Below are 18593 nucleotides of genomic sequence, written 5' to 3' on the forward strand. Positions count from 1 at the left end.
GCGACAAATGCCGGGCGCGGCCGGAAATCGAAATGGGCGGCGCATGACGGGAAGGAAGACCCGTCTTGTATCGTCGGTCGTTTGAAAGAGCAAGCTGCGTTTTGTGGCGCCGATAAAAGCAATTCCGGGAAAAGTGTTGGCGGCTTCCCGTCCGGAATTGCGTCAAACAAACGCCTAAAACGGCTTGACGACAACCAGGATCACAATGGCGATCATCAGCAATGTGGGGATCTCGTTGACGATCCGCCAGTGCCTTGCCGGTTTTTCGTTGCGATCCTCAGCAAATTTGCGGACAGCGCCAGCCAGATACCCATGCACGCCGGACAACAGAAGCACCAAACCGATCTTGGCGTGCAGCCAACCGCCATGGAAACCAAATATCTTCCAGGCCATCCACAGGCCGAACACCCAGGTGATGACCATGGCCGGATTGATGATGCCGCGCAGCAGGCGCCGCTCCATCACCTTGAAGGTTTCAGACTGAACCGAACCTTTCTCGGCATCGGCGTGATAGACCAGCAGCCGCGGCAGATAGAGCATGCCCGCCATCCAGGAGATGACGGCGAGGATATGGATCGCCTTCGCCCAGGGATAAAAACCCTCGGGCGCGAAGAAAAACAAAAGTGCGGTGAGAGCTACCAGCACTCCGATGCCAACGGTCATGCGCACCATTGCCTGACCCGTGCTGCTGGCTGCGTTGCCCTTATCGTTCGACTGAGCCATCAGCGTGTCGCGCTCCGCACCTGCTTCACCATTACCTCGACATGCGCCACCGGCGTCTCCGGCGTGATGCCGTGGCCGAGATTGAAGATCAACGGTCCGTCGCCCAGCGTCTTCAGGATCGCATCGACGCCGTCGGACAGGGCTTTGCCGCCAGCCACGAGCCGCAAGGGATCGAGATTGCCTTGCACGGCGCCACCGGCCTGCAATGCCTTCGCTGCTGCCAGGGGTACGGTCCAGTCGATCCCCAGCCCCGTTACGCCAGTCTTCTGTCGATAGCTCTGGTAGCGAGCACCGGCGCCTTTGGGAAAACCGATGATCGGGACGTCCGGATGGACTGCCTTTACCTGGCGGACGATCTCAGCCACCGGCGCAACGCAAAAGAGGTCGAATGACGCATCGTCGAGCACGCCGGACCAGGAATCGAAAATCTGCACCACGTCGGCACCGGCCTCGATCTGGCGGATCAGATAGGCCGCCGAATGATCAGCCAAAACTTTCAGGAGCTGTTGGAACGCGACCGGCTCGCGATAGGCAAACAGCCTGGCCGGCGCCTGGTCAGGCGTGCCATGGCCGGCGATCATATAGGTCGCCACTGTCCACGGTGCGCCGCAGAAGCCGATCAATGTCGTCTCGTCAGGCAGTTTTGCCCGCAATCGGCGAACCGTCTCGTAGACCGGTTCGAGATTCACGTGAAACGTTTCGCTGTTGAGCTGAGAAATCTCGGCCGCATTGATCGGCGTCAGTAGCGGTCCGCGGCCTTCTTCGAAGCGCACATCGCGGCCCAGCGCATGCGGCACCACCAAGATATCCGAGAACAGGATCGAGCCATCGAAGCCAAAGCGTTCGATCGGCTGTAGCGTCACTTCAACGGCAAGGTCTGGATTGTAGCAGAGATCGAGGAAGGATCCGGCACGCTTTCTGGTCTCGCGATATTCCGGCAGATAACGCCCGGCCTGACGCATCATCCAGAGCGGCGGCGGAAACGCTGCCTTGCCTCTCAGCACGTCCAGCATGATGCGGTTCTCGGGCATTGAGCGCTCTCTTCCCCTGCCTTCTCTATAATTAAATAGTCTATTTCTAGAATCTTCTGATTCTAAGAGTCTGTTGGTTGTGGTGGTTGTCACCTGTCCCGCTTCGCCCTGGAAAAGGCCAGCCAGCATATTGTCGCGTGCTTCTTCCCAGGGATTGGCGGAGAGTGTGGATGACCGGGATTCCATCACTGGAGTCAAGGGCTTGACGCCAGCCGTGCAAAACGGGCTCTGTGGACGAAGCGCTGGCAAGAATCCCCGTCCCCAGATTTGTCCCCAACCGCCCGACGAAGCCGACAGCGCATCGAATTGTGGACAACCTGCCTTCTGATACAGTCGCCTCCAGCCGGTCGCCTTTCCGGTCCCTGTTTATCCACACCAGCCCACAGCCCCAGGTGCCCCCTGTGAACAAACCCCAGAGCTTCTTCCACCTGCACCTGATTTCCGACGCCACCGGCGAAACGCTGCTGGCGGCCGGCCGGGCAGCCTCGGCGCAATACAAGGATGCGCGCGCCATTGAGCACATCTACCCGCTCATCCGCACCGAAAAGCAGGTGGCGAAAGTGTTCGAGGACATTGAGGAGGAACCGGGCATCATCCTTTATACGGTCGTCGACCAGAAGCTGGCGCGCGGCATTGACGAGCGTTGCGCCGCGATGGGCCTGCCCTGCGTCTCGGTGCTGGAGCCGGTGCTGACCGTCTTCCAGTCCTATCTCGGCACCCCGGCTGGCCGCCGCGTCGGCGCCCAGCATGTGCTCGACGCCGACTATTTCCGCCGCATCGATGCGCTCAACTTCACCATGGAGCATGATGACGGCCAACTGCCGGCCAATATGGACGATGCCGACATCGTGCTGATCGGCATTTCCAGGACATCGAAGACGCCGACCAGCATCTATCTCGCCAACCGCGGCATCAAGACCGCCAACATCCCGATCGTGCTCGGCGTGCCGGTGCCGGAAAGCCTGGTCGCCGCCAGCAAGCCGCTGATCGTCGGCCTGATCGCCACCGCCGAACGCATCTCGCATGTCCGCCAGAACCGCGTGCTCGGCAACAGCAGTACTTACGAAGCGACTGACTATGTCGACCGTGCAGCTATCACCGAGGAACTCGCCTATGCTCGCCAGATCTGCACCCGCCACAACTGGCCGATGATCGACGTCAGCCGCCGCTCGATCGAAGAGACCGCGGCAGCGATCGTTGCCCTGCGGGGGAAGAATAGGTAATTGAGCGGAGATGACTTTGCCGCTCTTCCTGATGGAGGTTCGGCGCTGCCCCTCACCTGCCTGCCGGCATCCTCTCCCCGTATAGTGACGGGGAGAGGGGCGCCGCCTTCGATGGTTTCGCCAATCACCAGCGTGGCAAGAGGTGGCGCGTGGACCGAAGCTGCCCTTTCTCCCCGTCACTATACGGGGAGAAATGTCCGGCAGGACAATGAGGGGCGGCGTCAACGTTGCGGATTAACGCCCGATACTCCAACCGTCCCTGTATCTGCGCCGAGTGCTAAAATGACCGAAAAAATCATCCTCGCTTCCGGCAGTCCGTTCCGCAAAGCAATGCTCGTCAATGCCGGGCTCGACATCGAAGCCGTCCCGGCCGATGTCGATGAACGCGCGCTCGAGGCGCCGTTGCAGGACAGCGGCGTGTCGCCGGAGGATGTCGCCCTGATCCTCGCCGAGGCCAAGGCCACCGAAGTCAGCGAGCGCAGACCGGGGGCGCTGGTGCTCGGCTGCGACCAGACTTTGTCACTGGGAGATGAAGTGTTCCACAAGCCGGCCGACATGGAAGGCGCCCGCCGCCATCTTTTGGCGCTGTCCGGCAAGACCCATCAACTGAACAGCGCCGTGGTGCTGTGCCGCGACGGCAGGGTGCTGTGGCGCCATGTCGGCATAGCCAGCCTGACCATGCGCAAGCTCGATCCTGCTTTCATCGGCCGGCATTTGGCCCGCGTCGGCGCCAAGGCGCTCTCTAGCGTCGGCGCCTACCAGATCGAGGGCGAAGGCATCCAGCTGTTCGAAAAGATCGAAGGCGACTATTTCACCATTGTCGGCCTACCGCTCTTGCCGGTGCTCAAGGAATTGCGCGCGCTCGGAGCCATCGATGGTTGAGAGAAAAGCTTTCGTCACCGGCCACCCAATCGCGCATTCGCGTTCGCCGAAGATTCACGGCTACTGGCTGAAGACATACGGCATCGACGGCAGCTACCGCGCCATCGATGTCGCGCCGGCCGATTTTCCCGCATTCCTCACATCGCTGCAGGCCAACGGCTACCAGGGCGGCAACGTCACCATCCCGCACAAGGAAGTCGCCTTCGCCCGGGTCGAGCGCCGCGACGAAGCGGCTGACATGATCGGCGCCGTCAACATGCTGTGGCTGGAAGACGGCGTGTTGTGGGGCGGCAATTCGGACTGGATCGGCTTTGCCGGCAATCTCGACGAGCACGCGCCGGGCTGGGACAAGAATGGCCCGGCCGTGGTGCTCGGCGCCGGCGGCGCCTCGCGCGCGGTCATCCACGCGCTGAAGGTGCGTGGCGTCAGGGATATTCGCATCGTCAATCGCACTTTAGCGCGGGCGCAGGAACTGGCAGACCGCTTCGGCGCCGGCGTTTCGGCGCATGGCGCGGTCGGAGACCTGCTTGCCGATGCCGGTCTGCTCGTCAACACCACGGCGCTCGGCATGCATGGCGATGCCACGCTCGCCGCCGATCCGGCAGGCCTGCCTGACCACGCCATTGTCGCCGACATTGTCTATGTGCCGCTGGAGACGCCGCTTCTCGCCGCCGCCCGCGCGAGAAATCTGAAGACGGTCGACGGGCTCGGCATGCTGCTGCACCAGGCCGTGCCCGGCTTCGAGCGCTGGTTCGGCCAGAAGCCGGAGGTCACTGCCGAATTGCGGCAGATGATCGTCGCCGACATCGTCGGCAAATGATGGACGCCAAGACATGATCGTGCTCGGCCTTACCGGATCGATCGGCATGGGCAAGTCGACGACGGCGAAGATGTTCGCCGACGCCGGCGTGCCAGTGCATGATTCCGACGAGACCGTGCACCGGCTTTATTCCGGCAAGGCCGCGCCCTTGGTCGAAGCAGCCTTTCCCGGCACCACAGTGTCCGGCGTCGTAGACCGTGCGAAATTAGGCGCGAGGGTGCTGGGTGACGCCGCCGCGCTGAAGACATTGGAGACAATCATACACCCGCTGGTCCGCGCCGACGCCGATGCCTTTCTGGCAAGACACCGCGCCGCCGGCGTGCCGCTTGTCGTGCTCGACATTCCGCTATTGTTCGAAACCGGTGGCCGCAACGGCGTCGACAAGGTCGTCGTCGTCACCGCGCCGGCGGAGGTTCAGCGCGCTCGTGTGCTGGCGCGGCCCGGCATGAGCGAGGAAAAGCTGGCGGCGATCCTGGCCAAGCAGGTGCCCGACGCCGAAAAACGCCGGCTGGCCGATTTCGTCATCGACACCGGCGAAGGGATGGACGCGGCCCGCGCCGCTGTCGACGCCATCATTGCCGAACTCTCCGCGCGATGAACTCCTCGGGCAGAACTCCCGGGGGATAAGTCGATCGGGCCAGCCTCCTGACGGCAGGCTGTCAGGCATAGCCCATTGCCATTTTGTTCCGGTGTATGATTCTGCTTGCTTAGGAGTGAGCTGATTCGATGCGTGAGATCATCTTCGATACCGAAACCACCGGCCTCGACATGCGCGACGACCGCATCATCGAGCTTGGCGGGGTCGAACTGGTCAACCGCTTCCCGACCGGGCGCACCTTCCACAAATTCATCAACCCGCAAGGGCGCGCCGTTCATCACGAGGCGCAGGCCGTGCACGGCATCAGCGCCGCCGACCTGGTCGGCAAGCCGACCTTTGCCGAAATCGCTGAGGAATGGCTGTCCTTTACCGACGGCGCCAAGCTTGTCGCCCACAACGCCAATTTCGATATCGGCTTCCTCAACACCGAGTTCGGCCGGCTCGGCCAGCCGGTCATCGATACGGGGCGCGTCGTCGACACGCTGGCGCTGGCGCGACGCAAGCACCCGATGGGTCCCAATTCGCTCGATGCGCTCTGCCGCCGCTACGGCATCGACAACGGCCACCGCACCAAGCACGGCGCACTGCTCGATTCCGAACTGCTGGCCGAAGTCTACATCGAACTCATCGGCGGCAAGCAGGCGGCGCTCATCCTCGAAACGGTGGCGGTGCAGGTCAATAGCAACGGTGACGTCGCCGACATCGACATCTCGATCGCCGCCCGGCCGATCGCCCTGCCGCCACGACTGACCGAGGGCGAGCGCGCAGCGCATGCCGGGTTGGTGGCGACGTTGGGTGAAAAGGCGCTGTGGCTGAAGGTGGCGGCGGGGTGATTTTGACGAACCTGCTCGAACCTTGAGGGTTAGCTGAGACTCCTCGCGTCTTCGTCATCCTAGGGCGAAGCAAGGAGCGAAGCGACGCAGCGCAGACCCTAGGATCCATGCCGTGACGTTGATCGTAGGATGCCGGCGCATCGGAATGACGCTTGTTCGCGAACCGGCGCCCGCTACCCTGAAACCATGACCGGCTATGTCTACATGACTGCAAGCCAGAAGCGTGGCACGATCTACATCGGCGTCACCAATGACCTCGGCCGCCGAATGCCGGAACACAAATCCGGACAAGGCGCGGGCTTCACCAGCCGCTACGGCGTGCAACGGCTGGTCTGGTACGAGGAATATTTCGACATTACAGATGCGATCCAGCGCGAGAAGTCGCTGAAGCGATGGCCGCGACAATGGAAAATCGAATTGATCGAGAAGGCCAATCCGGAGTGGTTCGAGCTCTTTCGCGGAACCGGGTGGTAGGCACCCGATTTCTTGCACCGTCGAAGCACTGCACCACCGTCACGGCATGGATCCTAGGGTCTGCGCCGCGTCGCTTCGCTCCTTGCTCCGCCCTAGGATGACGAAGACGCGAGGATTTGCGGCCAACCTCGAAGGAGCGCTGTCCCACCAACGTCTCCAACAAAAAGCCCGGCACAAGGCCGGGCTTTTCAAACACTAGCGTAGAGCCTTCTCAGCTCACCTTGACCTTCGAGGCCGCCTGGTCCTCGGCCAGCTTCTGCTGGAACATCTGCGCGAAATCGATCGGGTCGAGCATCAGCGGCGGGAAGCCGCCATTGCGGGTGGCTTCGGCGATGATCTGGCGGGCGAAGGGGAACAGGAGCCGCGGGCATTCGATGAACAGGATCGGCAGCATGTGTTCCTGCGGGAAGCCTGAGATAGCGAAGACGCCGCCATAGACCAGCTCGACGTTGAACAGCACTTCCTGGTCGAAGGACGCCTTGGCGTTCAACGTCAGATTGACGTCGAACTGCTTGTCGGAGAGCGGGTTGGCGTTGACATTGACGTTGATGGCGATACCGGGGGCCTTGTCGCGGCCGCGCAGCGAGTTCGGCGCGCCGGGGCTTTCGAAGGACAGGTCCTTCACATACTGGGCGAGCACGTTGAGCGACGGCTGCGCCGTTTCGCCGTTGTTGCCGTTGGCGGCGCCGACCGGCGCGTCATCTTTGCTGGCCATGAGCCTTGATCCTTTTGCCTGGGCAGCAGCGCTGACCGAATTGAAATCGGGCGTTGGCTAGCATGGTCGGCATGACAAGACAAGGTTTGCCGCCTTGCTTCTCAGTTCGTCATCCCAGGGCGAAGCAGCCGCGCAGCGGCGTCGCGGAGACCCTGGGATCCATGCCGTGACGTTGGTCGAAGGGCGCGGCGGTTCAGAATGGCCATCGTCTCGTTGACGCCCCAAGTTCTGTGCCGTTGCAGCGCTCGAAGGTCGCGGCATGGATCCTGGGGTCTGCGCGCGTCGCTTCGCTCCTTGCTCCGCCCCAGGATGACGAAGCGCAGCCTCAGTCGTCCTTCAGCCGCCGCCAGGGCGAGTTATGGTCGGGGCCGCGCTTGAAATCGTCCTCGCGCGAATAGTCGCCGTCGTCGAGATCGATGACCTTGTCGCGCGACCTGCCGCGGAAACCACCGGTAGTGAAATCGGTGGCGACGACGATGCGGCCCTTGAGCCTGCTCCAGGCAAGGTCACGCACCGGCGGCAGGAACAGAAGCAGGCCGATAATGTCGGTGATGAAGCCGGGAATGATCAAAAGGATCGCGGCGACCACGATCATGGCCCCGTGCGCGAGCTGGCGGCTGGGGTCGCCGCCGCCGGCCATCTCGGCGCGCACCCGCGCCATGACGCCAAAACCCTGGTGCCTGAGCAGAAGCACGCCGGCAAGGCTGGAAGCCAGCACTAAGCCGACCGTCGCCAGCGCCCCGACCTCGCGGCCGACAATGACGAAACCGGCGATTTCCAGCAGCGGCAGAGCAAGCAGGAACAAGGGGAGGAAGGAAATGCGCAAGTCTTGACCGATCGTTTCCATGTTTTGCCGGGCGGCGTACAATCGCCGCTGGCACTGAGGCCGTTAGATAGGTATGCCTGCCTTTGATTTGAATGATTGCGCCATGCGTTCTATATGCTTTGCATGTTGAACGCTATGCGACCGCGGCCCGGATTGGCCGGCGGTCCCGGCCAGGTCAGGGATTGATTGGCGAAAGATATGGGATTCTTCGACTTCGGCACCATTTTCTTTCTGATTGCCGCAGTGGTGATCTTTTTCCAGCTGCGCAACGTGCTCGGCCGCCGCACGGGCAGCGAACGCCCGCCCTTCGATCCTTACACGGCCAGCCGCAACGACAAGGACGCGACCCAAAAGCCCGAAAATGTGGTTTCACTGCCGCGCAAGCGCCTGCCGGGCGAGACGGCTGCCGAGACCTATGCGGCCATCGACGCTTTCGCCAAGCCCGACACCGATCTGAACAGAGGCCTGCGCACGATCAAGGACAATGATCCGTCCTTCGACCCGAAGGGTTTCGTCGACGGCGCCAAGATGGCCTATGAGATGATCGTCATGGCCTATGCCGATGGCGACCGCAAAACGCTGAAGAACCTTTTGTCGCGTGAGGTTTTTGATGGTTTCGTCGCCGCAATAGGCGACCGCGAGGCGAAAGCTGAAAAGATCCAGTCCTCCTTCGTCGGGATCGACAAGGCCGACATCGTCTCGGCCGAGATGAAGGGTGGCGAGGCCCACATCACGCTGCGCATCGTCAGCGAGCTGATTTCGGCGACCCGCGACAAGGCGGGTGCTGTCATCGATGGCGATCCCGAGACGGTGGCCGAGGTCAAGGATGTCTGGACCTTTGCCCGCGACACACGTTCGCGCGATCCGAACTGGAAGCTGGTCGCCACCGAGGAAGAAGACTGAATCCCGGACATTGGCGGGGCCACGGTGTCGCTATCGTCCCTTTTCGTCGAGAAATCCTTTGGTGATCTTCCCGGCTGGGCTGCGGACGATCACCTTGCCGCCTTCGAAGCCTTCCGCCGTTCGGCCTGTCATGTCCTGAACAAGCCTTATCGCACCGGTTCGCTCGGTGTCCGGTTCGACGCCTTTGCCGGCGCCTATGACGAGGCGCGTTCCGTTTCGCCGGCGAATCGGTCGGCCGCCAAGGATTTCTTCGAGCGTCATTTCGTTCCAGCCAAGGTTCAGGCCGAAAATGCGGGTCTGGTCACCGGCTTCTACGAACCGGAGGTCGAGGCCTCGCCGGCGCGCACGGAAGAATTCCCGGTACCGCTTTTGGCGCGGCCGCGCGATCTCATCGACATCGACGGTGCCAACCGTCCCGAGGGCATGGACGAGTATCTGGTCTTCGCCCGTGAGACGCCGCAGGGGCCGGTAGAGTATTTCGACCGTGGCCAGATCGAGCGCGGCGCGCTGGCCGGCAAAGGCCTGGAAATCGCCTGGCTTGCAGAAAAAGTCGATGCGTTCTTCATCCATGTGCAGGGCGCCGCCAGACTGAAGATGACCGACGGCCGGCTTTGCCGCGTCACCTATGCCGCCAAATCCGGCCAGCGTTTTACGGGACCAGGCAAGATCCTCGCCGAACTCGGCGAGATCCCGCTCGAAAAAGTGACCATGCAGTCGATCCGCGCCTGGTTCAGGGCGCATCCCGATCGCCTCGACGATATCCTCTGGCAGAACCGCTCCTACATCTTCTTTCGAGAAGCGGATGTCGACGATGCAGCACTCGGTCCGATCGCCGCCGCCAAGGTGCCGCTGACGCCGGGCCGCTCGCTCGCCGTCGACCGGCTGCTGCACACATTCGGCACGCCCTTTTATATCGATGCACCGAGGCTGACAGCGTTCGACAAAATGCCTTTCCGGCGGTTGATGATCGCGCAGGACACCGGCTCGGCCATCACCGGACCGGCGCGCGGCGATCTCTTTGCTGGTTCAGGCGATGCCGCCGGCGAGATCGCTGGGGTCGTGCGCAACGAGGCGGATTTCTATGCGCTGGTTCCAAGAGCTCTCGTTTCGGAGACGAATCGATGAGCAAGCGCCCCGATAGGCTCAGCGAGGACGACCGGGTGTTGTGGAACCTGGTGGCGCGCACGGCGCGACCATTGAAGGGAAGGATGGCGGTCGACATTCCAGACATCGTCGTCGACCCCAAGCCGTCACAGACTCCGGTCGCTGTCGGCCCGATCGTTGCCTCCAAACCGAAAGCGCAACAGGTTTCGCATGCGCTGGACGAGCCGACGCTGGACAAGCTGAAGAAGGGCCGGCTGCCGATCGAAGGCCGCGTCGACCTGCATGGCATGACCCAGGACGAGGCCTATTCGCTGTTGTTCTCGTTCCTGCACCGGGCGCATGCCGGCGGCATCCGCTATGTCCTGATCATTACGGGAAAAGGTTCGTCATCGGGCGGCGACGGCGTCTTGCGACGTGCCGTGCCGGCCTGGCTGTCGACGCCCGCCTTCCGGCCGCTGGTTTCCAGCCACGACCATGCCGCCCGCAACCATGGCGGTTCGGGCGCGCTCTATGCTCGGCTCAGGCGGCTGCGCTGATGGGGGCGGTCCGATGACGCCATTCGGCGAAAAACTGCGGGCGCTTCGAGCCGAGCGCGGCGTCCGCCAGAAAGACATGGCGCAGGCGATCGGCGTCAGCGCCGCCTATCTGTCGGCACTGGAACATGGCCGCCGCGGCGCGCCGACTTGGACGCTGATCCAGAAGATCATCGGCTATTTCAACGTCATCTGGGACGATGCCGAAGAGCTGGCGCGGCTGGCCGAAGCCTCGCATCCGCGCGTAAAGCTCGACACGTCCGGGCTAAGTCCCGCCGCGACCGAACTTGCCAATCTGCTGGCCGAAAACATCGAGAAGCTGGACGAAGCCGAGCTTCGCCGCATCACTGCGTCGATCCGGGGGGCACTTGGACGTGCCGGATAGGATGGCATGAGGCGCTTGCCGGCGTTCGCCTCAATTGCAGAGGCGATCGCCGGCGAGGCATTGCATCACTTCTTGCCGGCGGTGCTACCCCGGCCGCCATTGTCGTGATGGTCGCGGCCATGGCCCTCGTGGCCAAGGCAATCTGCAGTGCCGGCGCTGCAGCAACGGCCAGCCCACCAGTCGTTGCTCTTGGTGTCCGAGCAGGTGATGGTCTGATCGGCCAAGGCCGACCCGGCCAGGGACGACACCGCGACGGCGGCAAGGAAAGCAGTACGCAGGAAAGAAGTCATTGGAAGTCTCCGTGATTGGGTTCTGGTTACGGCTATGTGTCGCCGGCACAGACCGTTTGGTTCACGGAGACTGCGAATTATTTTTTGGGAGGCGGTTCGGAGTGCAGCAGCAAATCTCGTCGAGGCGGCGCCGCCCCTCATCCGCCTGCCGGCACCTTCTCCCCGTATGGTGACGGGAGGACTGGCGGTAGTCTCGGCGCGCTCGACGGTTGGCGAAATCGTAGGCGACAGCGTTCTTTCTCCCCGTCACTATACGGGGAGAAATGCCCGGCAATGAGGGGCGGCGCCGACCTATCTTGTGAAAATGACCAGGGCGCCGATATGGATCGGCCCGCAGCGGACCGTTCGAAAAACCGCCGTGTCCCTACTTACTGGACCGCGCCGACCAACACCTGCTGGCCACCGCGGATCGAGACCCAGCGGCCGGTGTTGTCGATCGCCTGCCGCTTGAGGAAGCGGTAGCCGGTGGCGTCCCAGATCTTCACCTTGTCGGTGAGATTGTCGAGGACGTAGTCGCCCTTGTCGGTGCGCACCGTCAGCACCGCATGGCCTTCGCCGTCCGGCTTGCGCACGACGGTGATCAGGAGATCGGCCAGCGACACGCCCGAGCGGGAGAGCTGGCGGCGCTTTTCCAGCACATAGTCCTCGCAATCGCCGACGCCCTTGTCCGGATAGGCCCAGACTTCGTCCTTGCCGTAAATGTCGTAATCGCTCATCGGCTTGACGGTGGCGTTGACCCTGGATGTCACGCTGATCAGCTTGCGCATGAAGGCGTCGGTCATCGCAGCCGGGTTGAGATTGCTTGGCCGGATCGAGCATTCGCCCGGATTGGACTTGCAGAAATCATAATGGCCGATCGGCTGCGAGGTCATGCCGCCGGTCGCCATGGCGCCGCCCGCCGAAGCCGGCGCCACCCAGCATCCCAAAACCGCCAGCCCTGTTGCCGCACACAAGCGCAGCGTCCGTGCCATCGCTGAGGAAGTCATTGTCCCCGTTCGCCCTTGTTGTTAACGAAAGGTTAAAGGGGATTTACAGTCCGTGTCAATTATGGGGGGAGCTAGATTCTCCGGCATGGTTACCCGCGCCCGCCCGACAGCGTCTATTGTGCAACAGAACGCCTCTGGCGTGCAAAGTCGCCCCGCTTCTGCAGGCAATGCACGCCACAGCTGTATCGAGCCTCAACCTCTTGCGGAGCGGACCAGCCTCGGTTTGACCGCAACGCGGTTCTGGCGGCCGTAGCTGGTGATGAAATCGACGATGCGCGGCACGATTTCGGAGCGGAAACGCGAGCCGTTGAAGACGCCGTAATGGCCAACGGCCGGCTGCATGTAATGGGCATGCCGGTCGGCCGGGATGTTGGGGCAGAGGTCGTGCGCGGCCTGCGTCTGGCCGAGCCCGGAAATGTCGTCGTTCTCGCCCTCGACCGTGAACAGCGCGACGTTGCTGATCGCCTTGGTGTCGATAACCTCGCCGCGATGCATCATCTCGCCCTTGGGCAGAGCATGGCGCACGAACACCGTGTCGACGGTCTGCAGATAAAACTCCGCCGTCAGGTCCATCACCGCCAGATATTCGTCGTAGAAGTCGCGGTGCTTCTCGGCATTGTCGCCGTCATGCTTGACCAGGTGCATGAAGAAGTCCTTGTGGGCGATGATGTGGCGGTCGAGGTTCATGCTCATGAAGCCCGACAGCTGCAGGAAGCCCGGATAGACCTCGCGGCCGAAGCCCGGCACCGGCCAGGGCGCGTTCATGATGACATTGTCGCGGAACCAGTCGATGCCCTTTTCCTTGGCCAGGAGGTTGACCGCGGTCGGGTTGCGGCGGGTATCGATCGGCCCGCCCATCAGTGTCATGGTCGAGGGCACGAAGGGATCGCCGCGCTTTTCCATCAGCGCCACCGCCGCCAGCACCGGCACCGAAGGCTGGCAAACCGCCATGACATGGGTGTCGGGCCCCAGCGCATGCAGCATGTCGATGATGTAGTCGATGTAATCGTCGAGGTCGAAATGTCCGTCGGTCAGCGGCACCATGCGGGCATCGACCCAGTCGGTGATGTGAACGTCGGCATAGGGCAGCATCGCCTCGACCGTGCCGCGCAGCAGCGTCGCATAATGGCCCGACATCGGCGCCACGATCAGAAGCTTGGGGTCGGCCTTGCGCCCGGCAGGCACCGATCGTTCGAAGCGGGTGAGGTTGCAGAACGGCCGCGACCACACCGTCTTTTCGCTGACCTCGACGCTTTTCCAGTCGACCACGGTCTTGGTCAGGTCGAAATGCGGCTTGCTGTAGCGGCGCGTCGTGCGCTCGAAGAGTTCGGCGGTTGCAGCCACCGAGCGGCCCCAGTGCGTGTGCGAAAACGGGTTGAGCGGGTTGGTGTAGAACAGCCGCACCGCATCGGCATAAAGCCGCGCGGGCTGAATGGCGGCATGGTTCATTTCGTAGAGCTGGTAGAACATCAGGTACTCCGCAGCTGCCGTGATCGAAGGGACGACGAGCAGCGCCGAGCCTTGAATGTTTCGCGCGGAGGTTAACAAGATATTGCTGCGATGCAATACGTCACGTGGCGTGACATATCCCATTCTTTGGTCCAAGGCCTTGAGAATCCGCTTCGAACGGAACCAGCCGGCTCAATGTGCAGCTGCGAAAGCGCGGCCGTCGGATTTAGAGAGCAGATGCGTCCGGCCCGAATGGGCCGGACTTGGACAGATCAGACGCGCGCCACGCAGACGGAGGTATGGCCGGAGCCGATGAAGCCGAGCTGGCCGGCGGCGCCCTTCGACAGGTCGAGCATGCGGCCCTTGATGAACGGGCCGCGGTCGTTGATGCGCACGATGACGCTGCGGCCATTGTTCTGGTTGGTCACCTTCAGCCTGGTGCCGAAGGGCAGGCTGCGATGCGCGGCGGTCATTGCCGACGGGTTCATGCGCTCGCCATTGGCGGTCCTGGAGTGCAGCGCGTACCAGGAAGCACGGCCGCATTGGCCGGCGGCGGAGGAGGCGGTTGCGCCGACCATCAGGCCAGCCGCTATCGTTACCGCGACAAGCGCGGTCTGGTTCTTCTTGTTCACTTGGGAGGCTCCTTTTACAGACCTCAGCCGGTAAGTGCTGAATAAGGCAGGAAATGCGGCAAGCATCTGGCGGTTCCGTGGCGCTGGCACACGTTTGGAGTCACTGGGAAACAGTTTGTCAGGGGTTTTTCGCGATGCGCCGGGGTATTTCAGGCGGCTTTCGGGGCGATTTGCAGATACCTTCAGCAAGATAAGGCGTTATTATACAAGTAAAAACACGCGCGACTGGACCTCTTCCTTTCGCTCTTTCATCACGGCCATGGCGCAGTTGACAATCGACTTGGGAAAGGAATCTCGGCGATGAGACTGTTCAGATATCTGCTGGCCCTGATTGTATTGGCCATCGGCGCGCTGTGGTCGCTGCAAGGCCTCGGCGTGGTCGGCGGCAGCTTCATGACCGGCCAGTCGCAATGGCTTTATATCGGCATCGTCACCATGCTGGTCGGCCTGCTCGGCCTCGGCTGGGCGAGCCGCTCGCGCGGCTGAGCTGCGACGAAAGGGTCGACCCCCACTCCGTCGAGCTTCGCTCGACACCTCTCCCCCGCTCGACGGGGGGGAGAGGAAGGGTGCGAGTTCGCCGACCTTGGCGTGTCCAGCCGATAGATGGGTAACAGAATGGACCGGATACATAGGTAACACTTCTCCCCTATGCGTCCGGCGCAGCGCCAAGCGGTTTGGTTGGCGCGGCGCTGCGGCGGACAAGCTTCATACGCCTGGTGTCGATGATGCCGAGCGGATGGGCATGGAAGGAGAGTGTCCATTCGCCATCCTCGGTCTGCGCGGCTGCGACCGGGCTCGCCGGCCAGCGCTTGCGAGACATAGATGAAGCTCCATGAAATGAGAAAAACCGAATGCCTGTTCGTAGTCAGCTAATTCTATCGTTCTGTAGAGTTGAATCCTTCCAAGCAAGACGGGCTTGTTAGAAAAAAGCCACCGGCAGGTACCCGTCGATGAACCGTGATACTCTACACGCGACCGTGTAGAGCCGGCGCAAACCATCGATCCGCCGGCCCGGCTGGCCGGAAAGAGGCAGCTTTTCATGCTGGTACGCCTGACCCTGATCTGCAGCGGCGCAACGCCCGCCACGCGCAAGGGGTCGTTCCCCGTCGACGAGGCGCTGGAGCCGCGATCCCTGGCGCTGGCGGCAACGATGACCCTGCGCCGTGCCGACCGGGTCTGGACCAGCCCGGCGCCGCGCGCCCGGCAGACCGCCGAGGCGATGGGGCTGCAGGCCTCCGTCGAGCCGCTGCTGGCCGAGCAGGATTTTGGCCGCTGGGCCGGCAAGGGTTTCGCGGAGGTGCAGGCGCTTGATCCCAACGGCGTCGCCGCCTGGCTCGGCGATGCCGAGGCCGCTCCGCATGGCGGCGAGTCGCTGGCCGATGTGGCGCGCCGCACCGCGAGCTTCTTAGACGACCTGATTCGGACGAGCGGCCACACCATCGCCGTCACCCATGCCAGCGTCATCCGCGCAGCAATCGTCCATGTCCTCGGCGCGCCGCTTTCGGCCTGCCGCAGGATCGATGTCGAGCCGCTGAGCGTCACCGATTTCCGCAGCGACGGCCATCGCTGGATGTTGCGCTCGAGCGGGGTGCCGGTGGCCAAACCCGCCAAGTCTGACCAGTTGCAAGGCGACGGCGCCCAGTCCTGAGCGGAGGATTGGGCATTCGTCCCGCCCATACCGATCTTGGTAGCCGACAGCGAACGAGATTGCGCGCAGCGCCTTGGCTGAGCAAATCCATGCTGTAAATAGCCGCCAATTTGAAAACACGTTCAGCCGGTTCGAGGGTAAGTATAGTAATCTTATCGACATTGAGGAATGGAGGAGACGATGCGCGGCCACCCTGCCACCACGATCGCTCGCGGCATCCGCCTGCCTTTGCGGCACAGCCTGTGACCTTAACGGCACAAAGCCCCGCTAAAGTCGCCCCTGCGGCGTGAAAACGAAGCAAAATCAAGGTTTCTCCGCTTGTACATCATGTCACTAGAATTTATCTGTCGAAGCAGCTTGCACGCGGCGGGGAGGCACGTCAGGCGTTTCGCAACCGATGGTTTCGAGCCATCGCCCGACAGGGAAACGTTCGCTCTATGCTCACCAAAAAAGGCAAGTACGGCCTCAAGGCGCTGGTCCACCTGGCGCAATTGCCGGTCGGGCAGCTCGCCTTCGTCGGCGACATCGCCAGCGGCAACAACATCCCGAAGAAATTCCTCGACGCCATTCTCGGCGAATTGCGCAATGCCGGCTTCGTCCAGAGCCGCAAGGGCAAGGAAGGCGGCTACCGTCTGGCGCGCCCGGCCGACGAGATCAAGGTCGGCCATGTGGTGCGCGTGCTCGACGGACCACTGGCACCCATCCCGTGCGCCAGCCGCACCCAGTATCAGCGCTGTGAAGACTGCAATGAGGCGACATGCCAAGTCCGACATCTGATGCTCGAGGTCCGGCAGGCCATCGCCGAGGTGCTCGACCAGCGCTCGCTGGCCGAGATGCGCGACATCGTCCTCGACGACCTTGCGGTCGCGAGGGGCATAGACGGCCTGCCGCTGACGCAGAAGGTCCTCGCCTGATCCTGAGCGTGCGCGCATGAGTGTCGGGCGCACCAATTCGATCATTGTTGTCGGCGGCGGCGCCAGCGGCGTCGTGCTTGCCGCGCATCTCCTCAAATCGCCCCACCCCGATCTGCGCGTCACCCTGATCGAAAAACGTCCGCATTTCGGCCAGGGCATCGCCTATTCGACGCTCTTGTCGGCGCATGTGCTCAATGTCAGCGCCGCCGGGATGAGCGCCTATGCCGACGATCCCGGCAATTTCTGGCGCTGGCTGCAGGCGCGCGGCCTGGTGAGCCAGGAGCAGACGCCGCAGACACCATTCTACGCGCCGCGCAGCGTCTATGCCCGCTATCTCAAGGAACTGCTCGACGAACTCGAAGCCCGGGAAAAGGAAAGCGGCCGTCTCAGGCTGATCCGCGAGGAAAGCCTGTCGATCTCGCCGACATCGTCTGGCGTCGAAGTGACGCTGGCCAACGGCACCAGCGTTGTCGCGCATCTGGCGGTGCTCGCCACCGGCCATGACGAACAGCCGGGCGCCGGCCAGGGCCATGCCATCCGCATGGGCACCGAGGCCGATACCGCGCTCGATCCCGACGCCAAAGTGCTGGTGCTGGGCACCGGGCTGAGTATGGTCGACGCCTTCCTGTCGCTCGAGCAGCGCGGCCATCGCGGCGAGATCGTCGCCGTGTCGCGGCGCGGCCTGCTGCCGTCGCCGCACCGCAAGGGCAACCCGATCAAGCTGGACGTCGCCGACATTCCGCTCGGCACCCAATTGTCCTATTTCGTTAGCTGGTTCCGCGACCTGATCCGCGAAAACCAGAAAGCCGGCATCGACTGGCGCGACGTCGTCGATGGTCTGCGGCCCTTCAACCAGAAGATCTGGCAGAACTGGCCATCCTCGGCCAAGCGCCGTTTCGTCGAGCACACCAAGGCCTGGTGGGATATCCACCGCCATCGCCTGGCGCCCGAGGTCCATGCCCGCGTCACCGAGGCGGTGCGCACTGGCCGCATCCGGCCCGTCGCCGGCCGTGTCGTCGGCATCGAGGCGGGCGATGGCTTCACCATCGACATCCAGTCGCGCCACACGCAGGCGCTGGAGACGCTCCAGGTCGCCCGCATCTATGACTGCACTGGCATCGCGAGGGACATCTCGACCACCTCGAACAGCGTCGTGCGCTCGCTGGTCGACCGCGGCCTGGCGCGGCCGGACCCGCTGCGGCTCGGCCTCGATGTCTCAGCCAAATGCGAAATCATCGCCGGCGACGGTTCGGTTTCAGCCAAGATCCTCGCCGTCGGACCGCTGACCCGGGGAACCTTCTTCGAGATCGATGCCATCCCGGATATTCGCGTCCAGTGCGCGCGGCTGAGCAAGCAATTGCTGGGCTAGGGTGATTCCGGAAAGACTATAAATCTGACAGATCCGTATTCGGCTCGACCCGAGAGCGCCTTCCGCGATCGCGCCATGGTTACCCGGCGGCAGGCAAAAGAATGGCCGGTGCGGAGGATGCTTGGGTTGAAAGCGTGCCGCACCGGCCATTGCGGGATTAGGCTTGGATTTTGGGATCGTCGCCCCGCACTGGCAAAGCTACATATATATTAGCTGTATCTCAATTAAGACTGAAGTCCCTGCCGTAATGGGACG

At 62.8% G+C, this 18593-nt stretch carries 23 protein-coding genes; 14 read left to right on the forward strand and 9 right to left on the reverse strand.

Annotated features, from left to right (window positions below; genetic code table 11):
- Positions 1 to 174: 174 nt before the first annotated feature.
- A complete protein-coding gene (gene hemJ / locus AC1D1N_RS03810) occupies positions 175 to 723 on the reverse strand; it encodes a protoporphyrinogen oxidase HemJ (protein WP_436262176.1) in 549 nt (182 codons plus the stop codon).
- Entirely contained in the window at positions 723 to 1754 is a 1032-nt protein-coding gene (gene hemE / locus AC1D1N_RS03815; protein WP_477346699.1) for a uroporphyrinogen decarboxylase, read from the reverse strand. The genes hemJ and hemE overlap by 1 nt, the downstream gene beginning before the upstream one ends.
- 401 nt (positions 1755 to 2155) lie before the next feature.
- Here hemE and AC1D1N_RS03820 point away from each other — a divergent pair, with 401 nt between their 5' ends.
- The 6 genes from AC1D1N_RS03820 (at position 2156) to AC1D1N_RS03845 (ending at position 6584) form a co-directional block, all read left to right on the forward strand.
- Positions 2156 to 2977, forward strand: a complete 822-nt coding sequence (locus tag AC1D1N_RS03820) for a pyruvate, water dikinase regulatory protein (RefSeq protein WP_477346701.1) — start codon at positions 2156 to 2158, stop codon at positions 2975 to 2977.
- Positions 2978 to 3259: 282 nt separating this feature from the next.
- Positions 3260 to 3859, forward strand: a complete 600-nt coding sequence (locus tag AC1D1N_RS03825) for a Maf-like protein (RefSeq protein WP_477346703.1) — start codon at positions 3260 to 3262, stop codon at positions 3857 to 3859.
- The gene (locus AC1D1N_RS03830) at positions 3852 to 4679 is read left to right on the forward strand and encodes a shikimate dehydrogenase (RefSeq protein ID WP_477346705.1); all 828 of its coding nucleotides are present in this window, start codon (positions 3852 to 3854) and stop codon (positions 4677 to 4679) included. The genes AC1D1N_RS03825 and AC1D1N_RS03830 overlap by 8 nt, the downstream gene beginning before the upstream one ends.
- 13 nt (positions 4680 to 4692) lie before the next feature.
- A complete protein-coding gene (gene coaE / locus AC1D1N_RS03835) occupies positions 4693 to 5277 on the forward strand; it encodes a dephospho-CoA kinase (RefSeq protein ID WP_477346707.1) in 585 nt (194 codons plus the stop codon).
- A gap of 128 nt (positions 5278 to 5405) precedes the next feature.
- Positions 5406 to 6110 carry a DNA polymerase III subunit epsilon gene (dnaQ, locus tag AC1D1N_RS03840; protein WP_203277373.1) on the forward strand — a complete coding sequence of 235 codons (705 nt, stop codon included), beginning with the start codon at positions 5406 to 5408 and terminating at the stop codon, positions 6108 to 6110.
- Between the two features lie 186 nt (positions 6111 to 6296).
- Positions 6297 to 6584: a GIY-YIG nuclease family protein gene (locus AC1D1N_RS03845; RefSeq protein WP_477347367.1), complete on the forward strand. Its 288-nt coding sequence runs from the start codon at positions 6297 to 6299 to the stop codon at positions 6582 to 6584.
- Positions 6585 to 6795: 211 nt separating this feature from the next.
- On the opposite strand, the gene secB is transcribed toward AC1D1N_RS03845, so the two are convergent.
- Together secB and AC1D1N_RS03855 are read right to left on the reverse strand one after the other, a co-directional pair.
- A complete protein-coding gene (gene secB / locus AC1D1N_RS03850) occupies positions 6796 to 7299 on the reverse strand; it encodes a protein-export chaperone SecB (protein ID WP_112393905.1) in 504 nt (167 codons plus the stop codon).
- Positions 7300 to 7624: 325 nt separating this feature from the next.
- Positions 7625 to 8125 carry an FxsA family protein gene (locus AC1D1N_RS03855; protein ID WP_112560247.1) on the reverse strand — a complete coding sequence of 167 codons (501 nt, stop codon included), beginning with the start codon at positions 8123 to 8125 and terminating at the stop codon, positions 7625 to 7627.
- Positions 8126 to 8323: 198 nt separating this feature from the next.
- Here AC1D1N_RS03855 and AC1D1N_RS03860 point away from each other — a divergent pair, with 198 nt between their 5' ends.
- The 4 genes from AC1D1N_RS03860 to AC1D1N_RS03875 are packed head-to-tail and all read left to right on the forward strand — an operon-like array spanning position 8324 to position 11050.
- Positions 8324 to 9028: a Tim44/TimA family putative adaptor protein gene (locus tag AC1D1N_RS03860; protein WP_436262182.1), complete on the forward strand. Its 705-nt coding sequence runs from the start codon at positions 8324 to 8326 to the stop codon at positions 9026 to 9028.
- 24 nt (positions 9029 to 9052) lie between these two features.
- Positions 9053 to 10153, forward strand: a complete 1101-nt coding sequence (gene mltA / locus AC1D1N_RS03865) for a murein transglycosylase A (protein ID WP_477346710.1) — start codon at positions 9053 to 9055, stop codon at positions 10151 to 10153.
- Positions 10150 to 10668: a Smr/MutS family protein gene (locus AC1D1N_RS03870; RefSeq protein ID WP_477346712.1), complete on the forward strand. Its 519-nt coding sequence runs from the start codon at positions 10150 to 10152 to the stop codon at positions 10666 to 10668. Before mltA ends, AC1D1N_RS03870 begins: the two co-directional genes overlap by 4 nt.
- 13 nt (positions 10669 to 10681) lie before the next feature.
- The gene (locus tag AC1D1N_RS03875; protein WP_352583126.1) at positions 10682 to 11050 is read left to right on the forward strand and encodes a helix-turn-helix domain-containing protein; all 369 of its coding nucleotides are present in this window, start codon (positions 10682 to 10684) and stop codon (positions 11048 to 11050) included.
- A 65-nt stretch (positions 11051 to 11115) separates the two neighbouring features.
- Here AC1D1N_RS03875 and AC1D1N_RS03880 read toward each other — a convergent pair whose 3' ends face one another.
- The 4 genes from AC1D1N_RS03880 to AC1D1N_RS03895 all read right to left on the reverse strand — a co-directional run bounded on the left by AC1D1N_RS03880 (position 11116) and on the right by AC1D1N_RS03895 (position 14353).
- Positions 11116 to 11340 carry a hypothetical protein gene (locus AC1D1N_RS03880; RefSeq protein WP_477346715.1) on the reverse strand — a complete coding sequence of 75 codons (225 nt, stop codon included), beginning with the start codon at positions 11338 to 11340 and terminating at the stop codon, positions 11116 to 11118.
- Between the two features lie 368 nt (positions 11341 to 11708).
- On the reverse strand, positions 11709 to 12326 hold the full coding sequence (locus AC1D1N_RS03885) for a transglutaminase-like cysteine peptidase (RefSeq protein ID WP_477346716.1): 618 nt from the start codon (positions 12324 to 12326) through the stop codon (positions 11709 to 11711).
- Positions 12327 to 12518: 192 nt separating this feature from the next.
- A complete protein-coding gene (locus tag AC1D1N_RS03890; RefSeq protein ID WP_477346718.1) occupies positions 12519 to 13796 on the reverse strand; it encodes a polyhydroxyalkanoate depolymerase in 1278 nt (425 codons plus the stop codon).
- Between the two features lie 251 nt (positions 13797 to 14047).
- On the reverse strand, positions 14048 to 14353 hold the full coding sequence (locus AC1D1N_RS03895) for a septal ring lytic transglycosylase RlpA family protein (RefSeq protein WP_477347369.1): 306 nt from the start codon (positions 14351 to 14353) through the stop codon (positions 14048 to 14050).
- A 354-nt stretch (positions 14354 to 14707) separates the two neighbouring features.
- On the opposite strand from AC1D1N_RS03895, the gene AC1D1N_RS03900 reads away from it, so the two are divergent.
- Complete coding sequence (locus AC1D1N_RS03900) at positions 14708 to 14893, forward strand: hypothetical protein (RefSeq protein ID WP_162711955.1); 186 nt, start codon at positions 14708 to 14710, stop codon at positions 14891 to 14893.
- Positions 14894 to 15053: 160 nt separating this feature from the next.
- Here the strand turns inward: AC1D1N_RS03900 and AC1D1N_RS03905 are convergent, their stop codons facing one another.
- Entirely contained in the window at positions 15054 to 15227 is a 174-nt protein-coding gene (locus AC1D1N_RS03905) for a hypothetical protein (RefSeq protein WP_477346720.1), read from the reverse strand.
- 219 nt (positions 15228 to 15446) lie between these two features.
- On the opposite strand from AC1D1N_RS03905, the gene AC1D1N_RS03910 reads away from it, so the two are divergent.
- From AC1D1N_RS03910 to AC1D1N_RS03920, 3 genes are all read left to right on the forward strand, one after another.
- Entirely contained in the window at positions 15447 to 16055 is a 609-nt protein-coding gene (locus tag AC1D1N_RS03910; protein WP_477346722.1) for a histidine phosphatase family protein, read from the forward strand.
- Between the two features lie 437 nt (positions 16056 to 16492).
- Complete coding sequence (locus tag AC1D1N_RS03915) at positions 16493 to 16969, forward strand: RrF2 family transcriptional regulator (protein ID WP_352557898.1); 477 nt, start codon at positions 16493 to 16495, stop codon at positions 16967 to 16969.
- Positions 16970 to 16985: 16 nt separating this feature from the next.
- Complete coding sequence (locus tag AC1D1N_RS03920; RefSeq protein WP_436262190.1) at positions 16986 to 18338, forward strand: FAD/NAD(P)-binding protein; 1353 nt, start codon at positions 16986 to 16988, stop codon at positions 18336 to 18338.
- Positions 18339 to 18593: the final 255 nt, after the last annotated feature.

The sequence above is a fragment of the Mesorhizobium sp. P2_B5 genome, assembly GCF_056404775.1.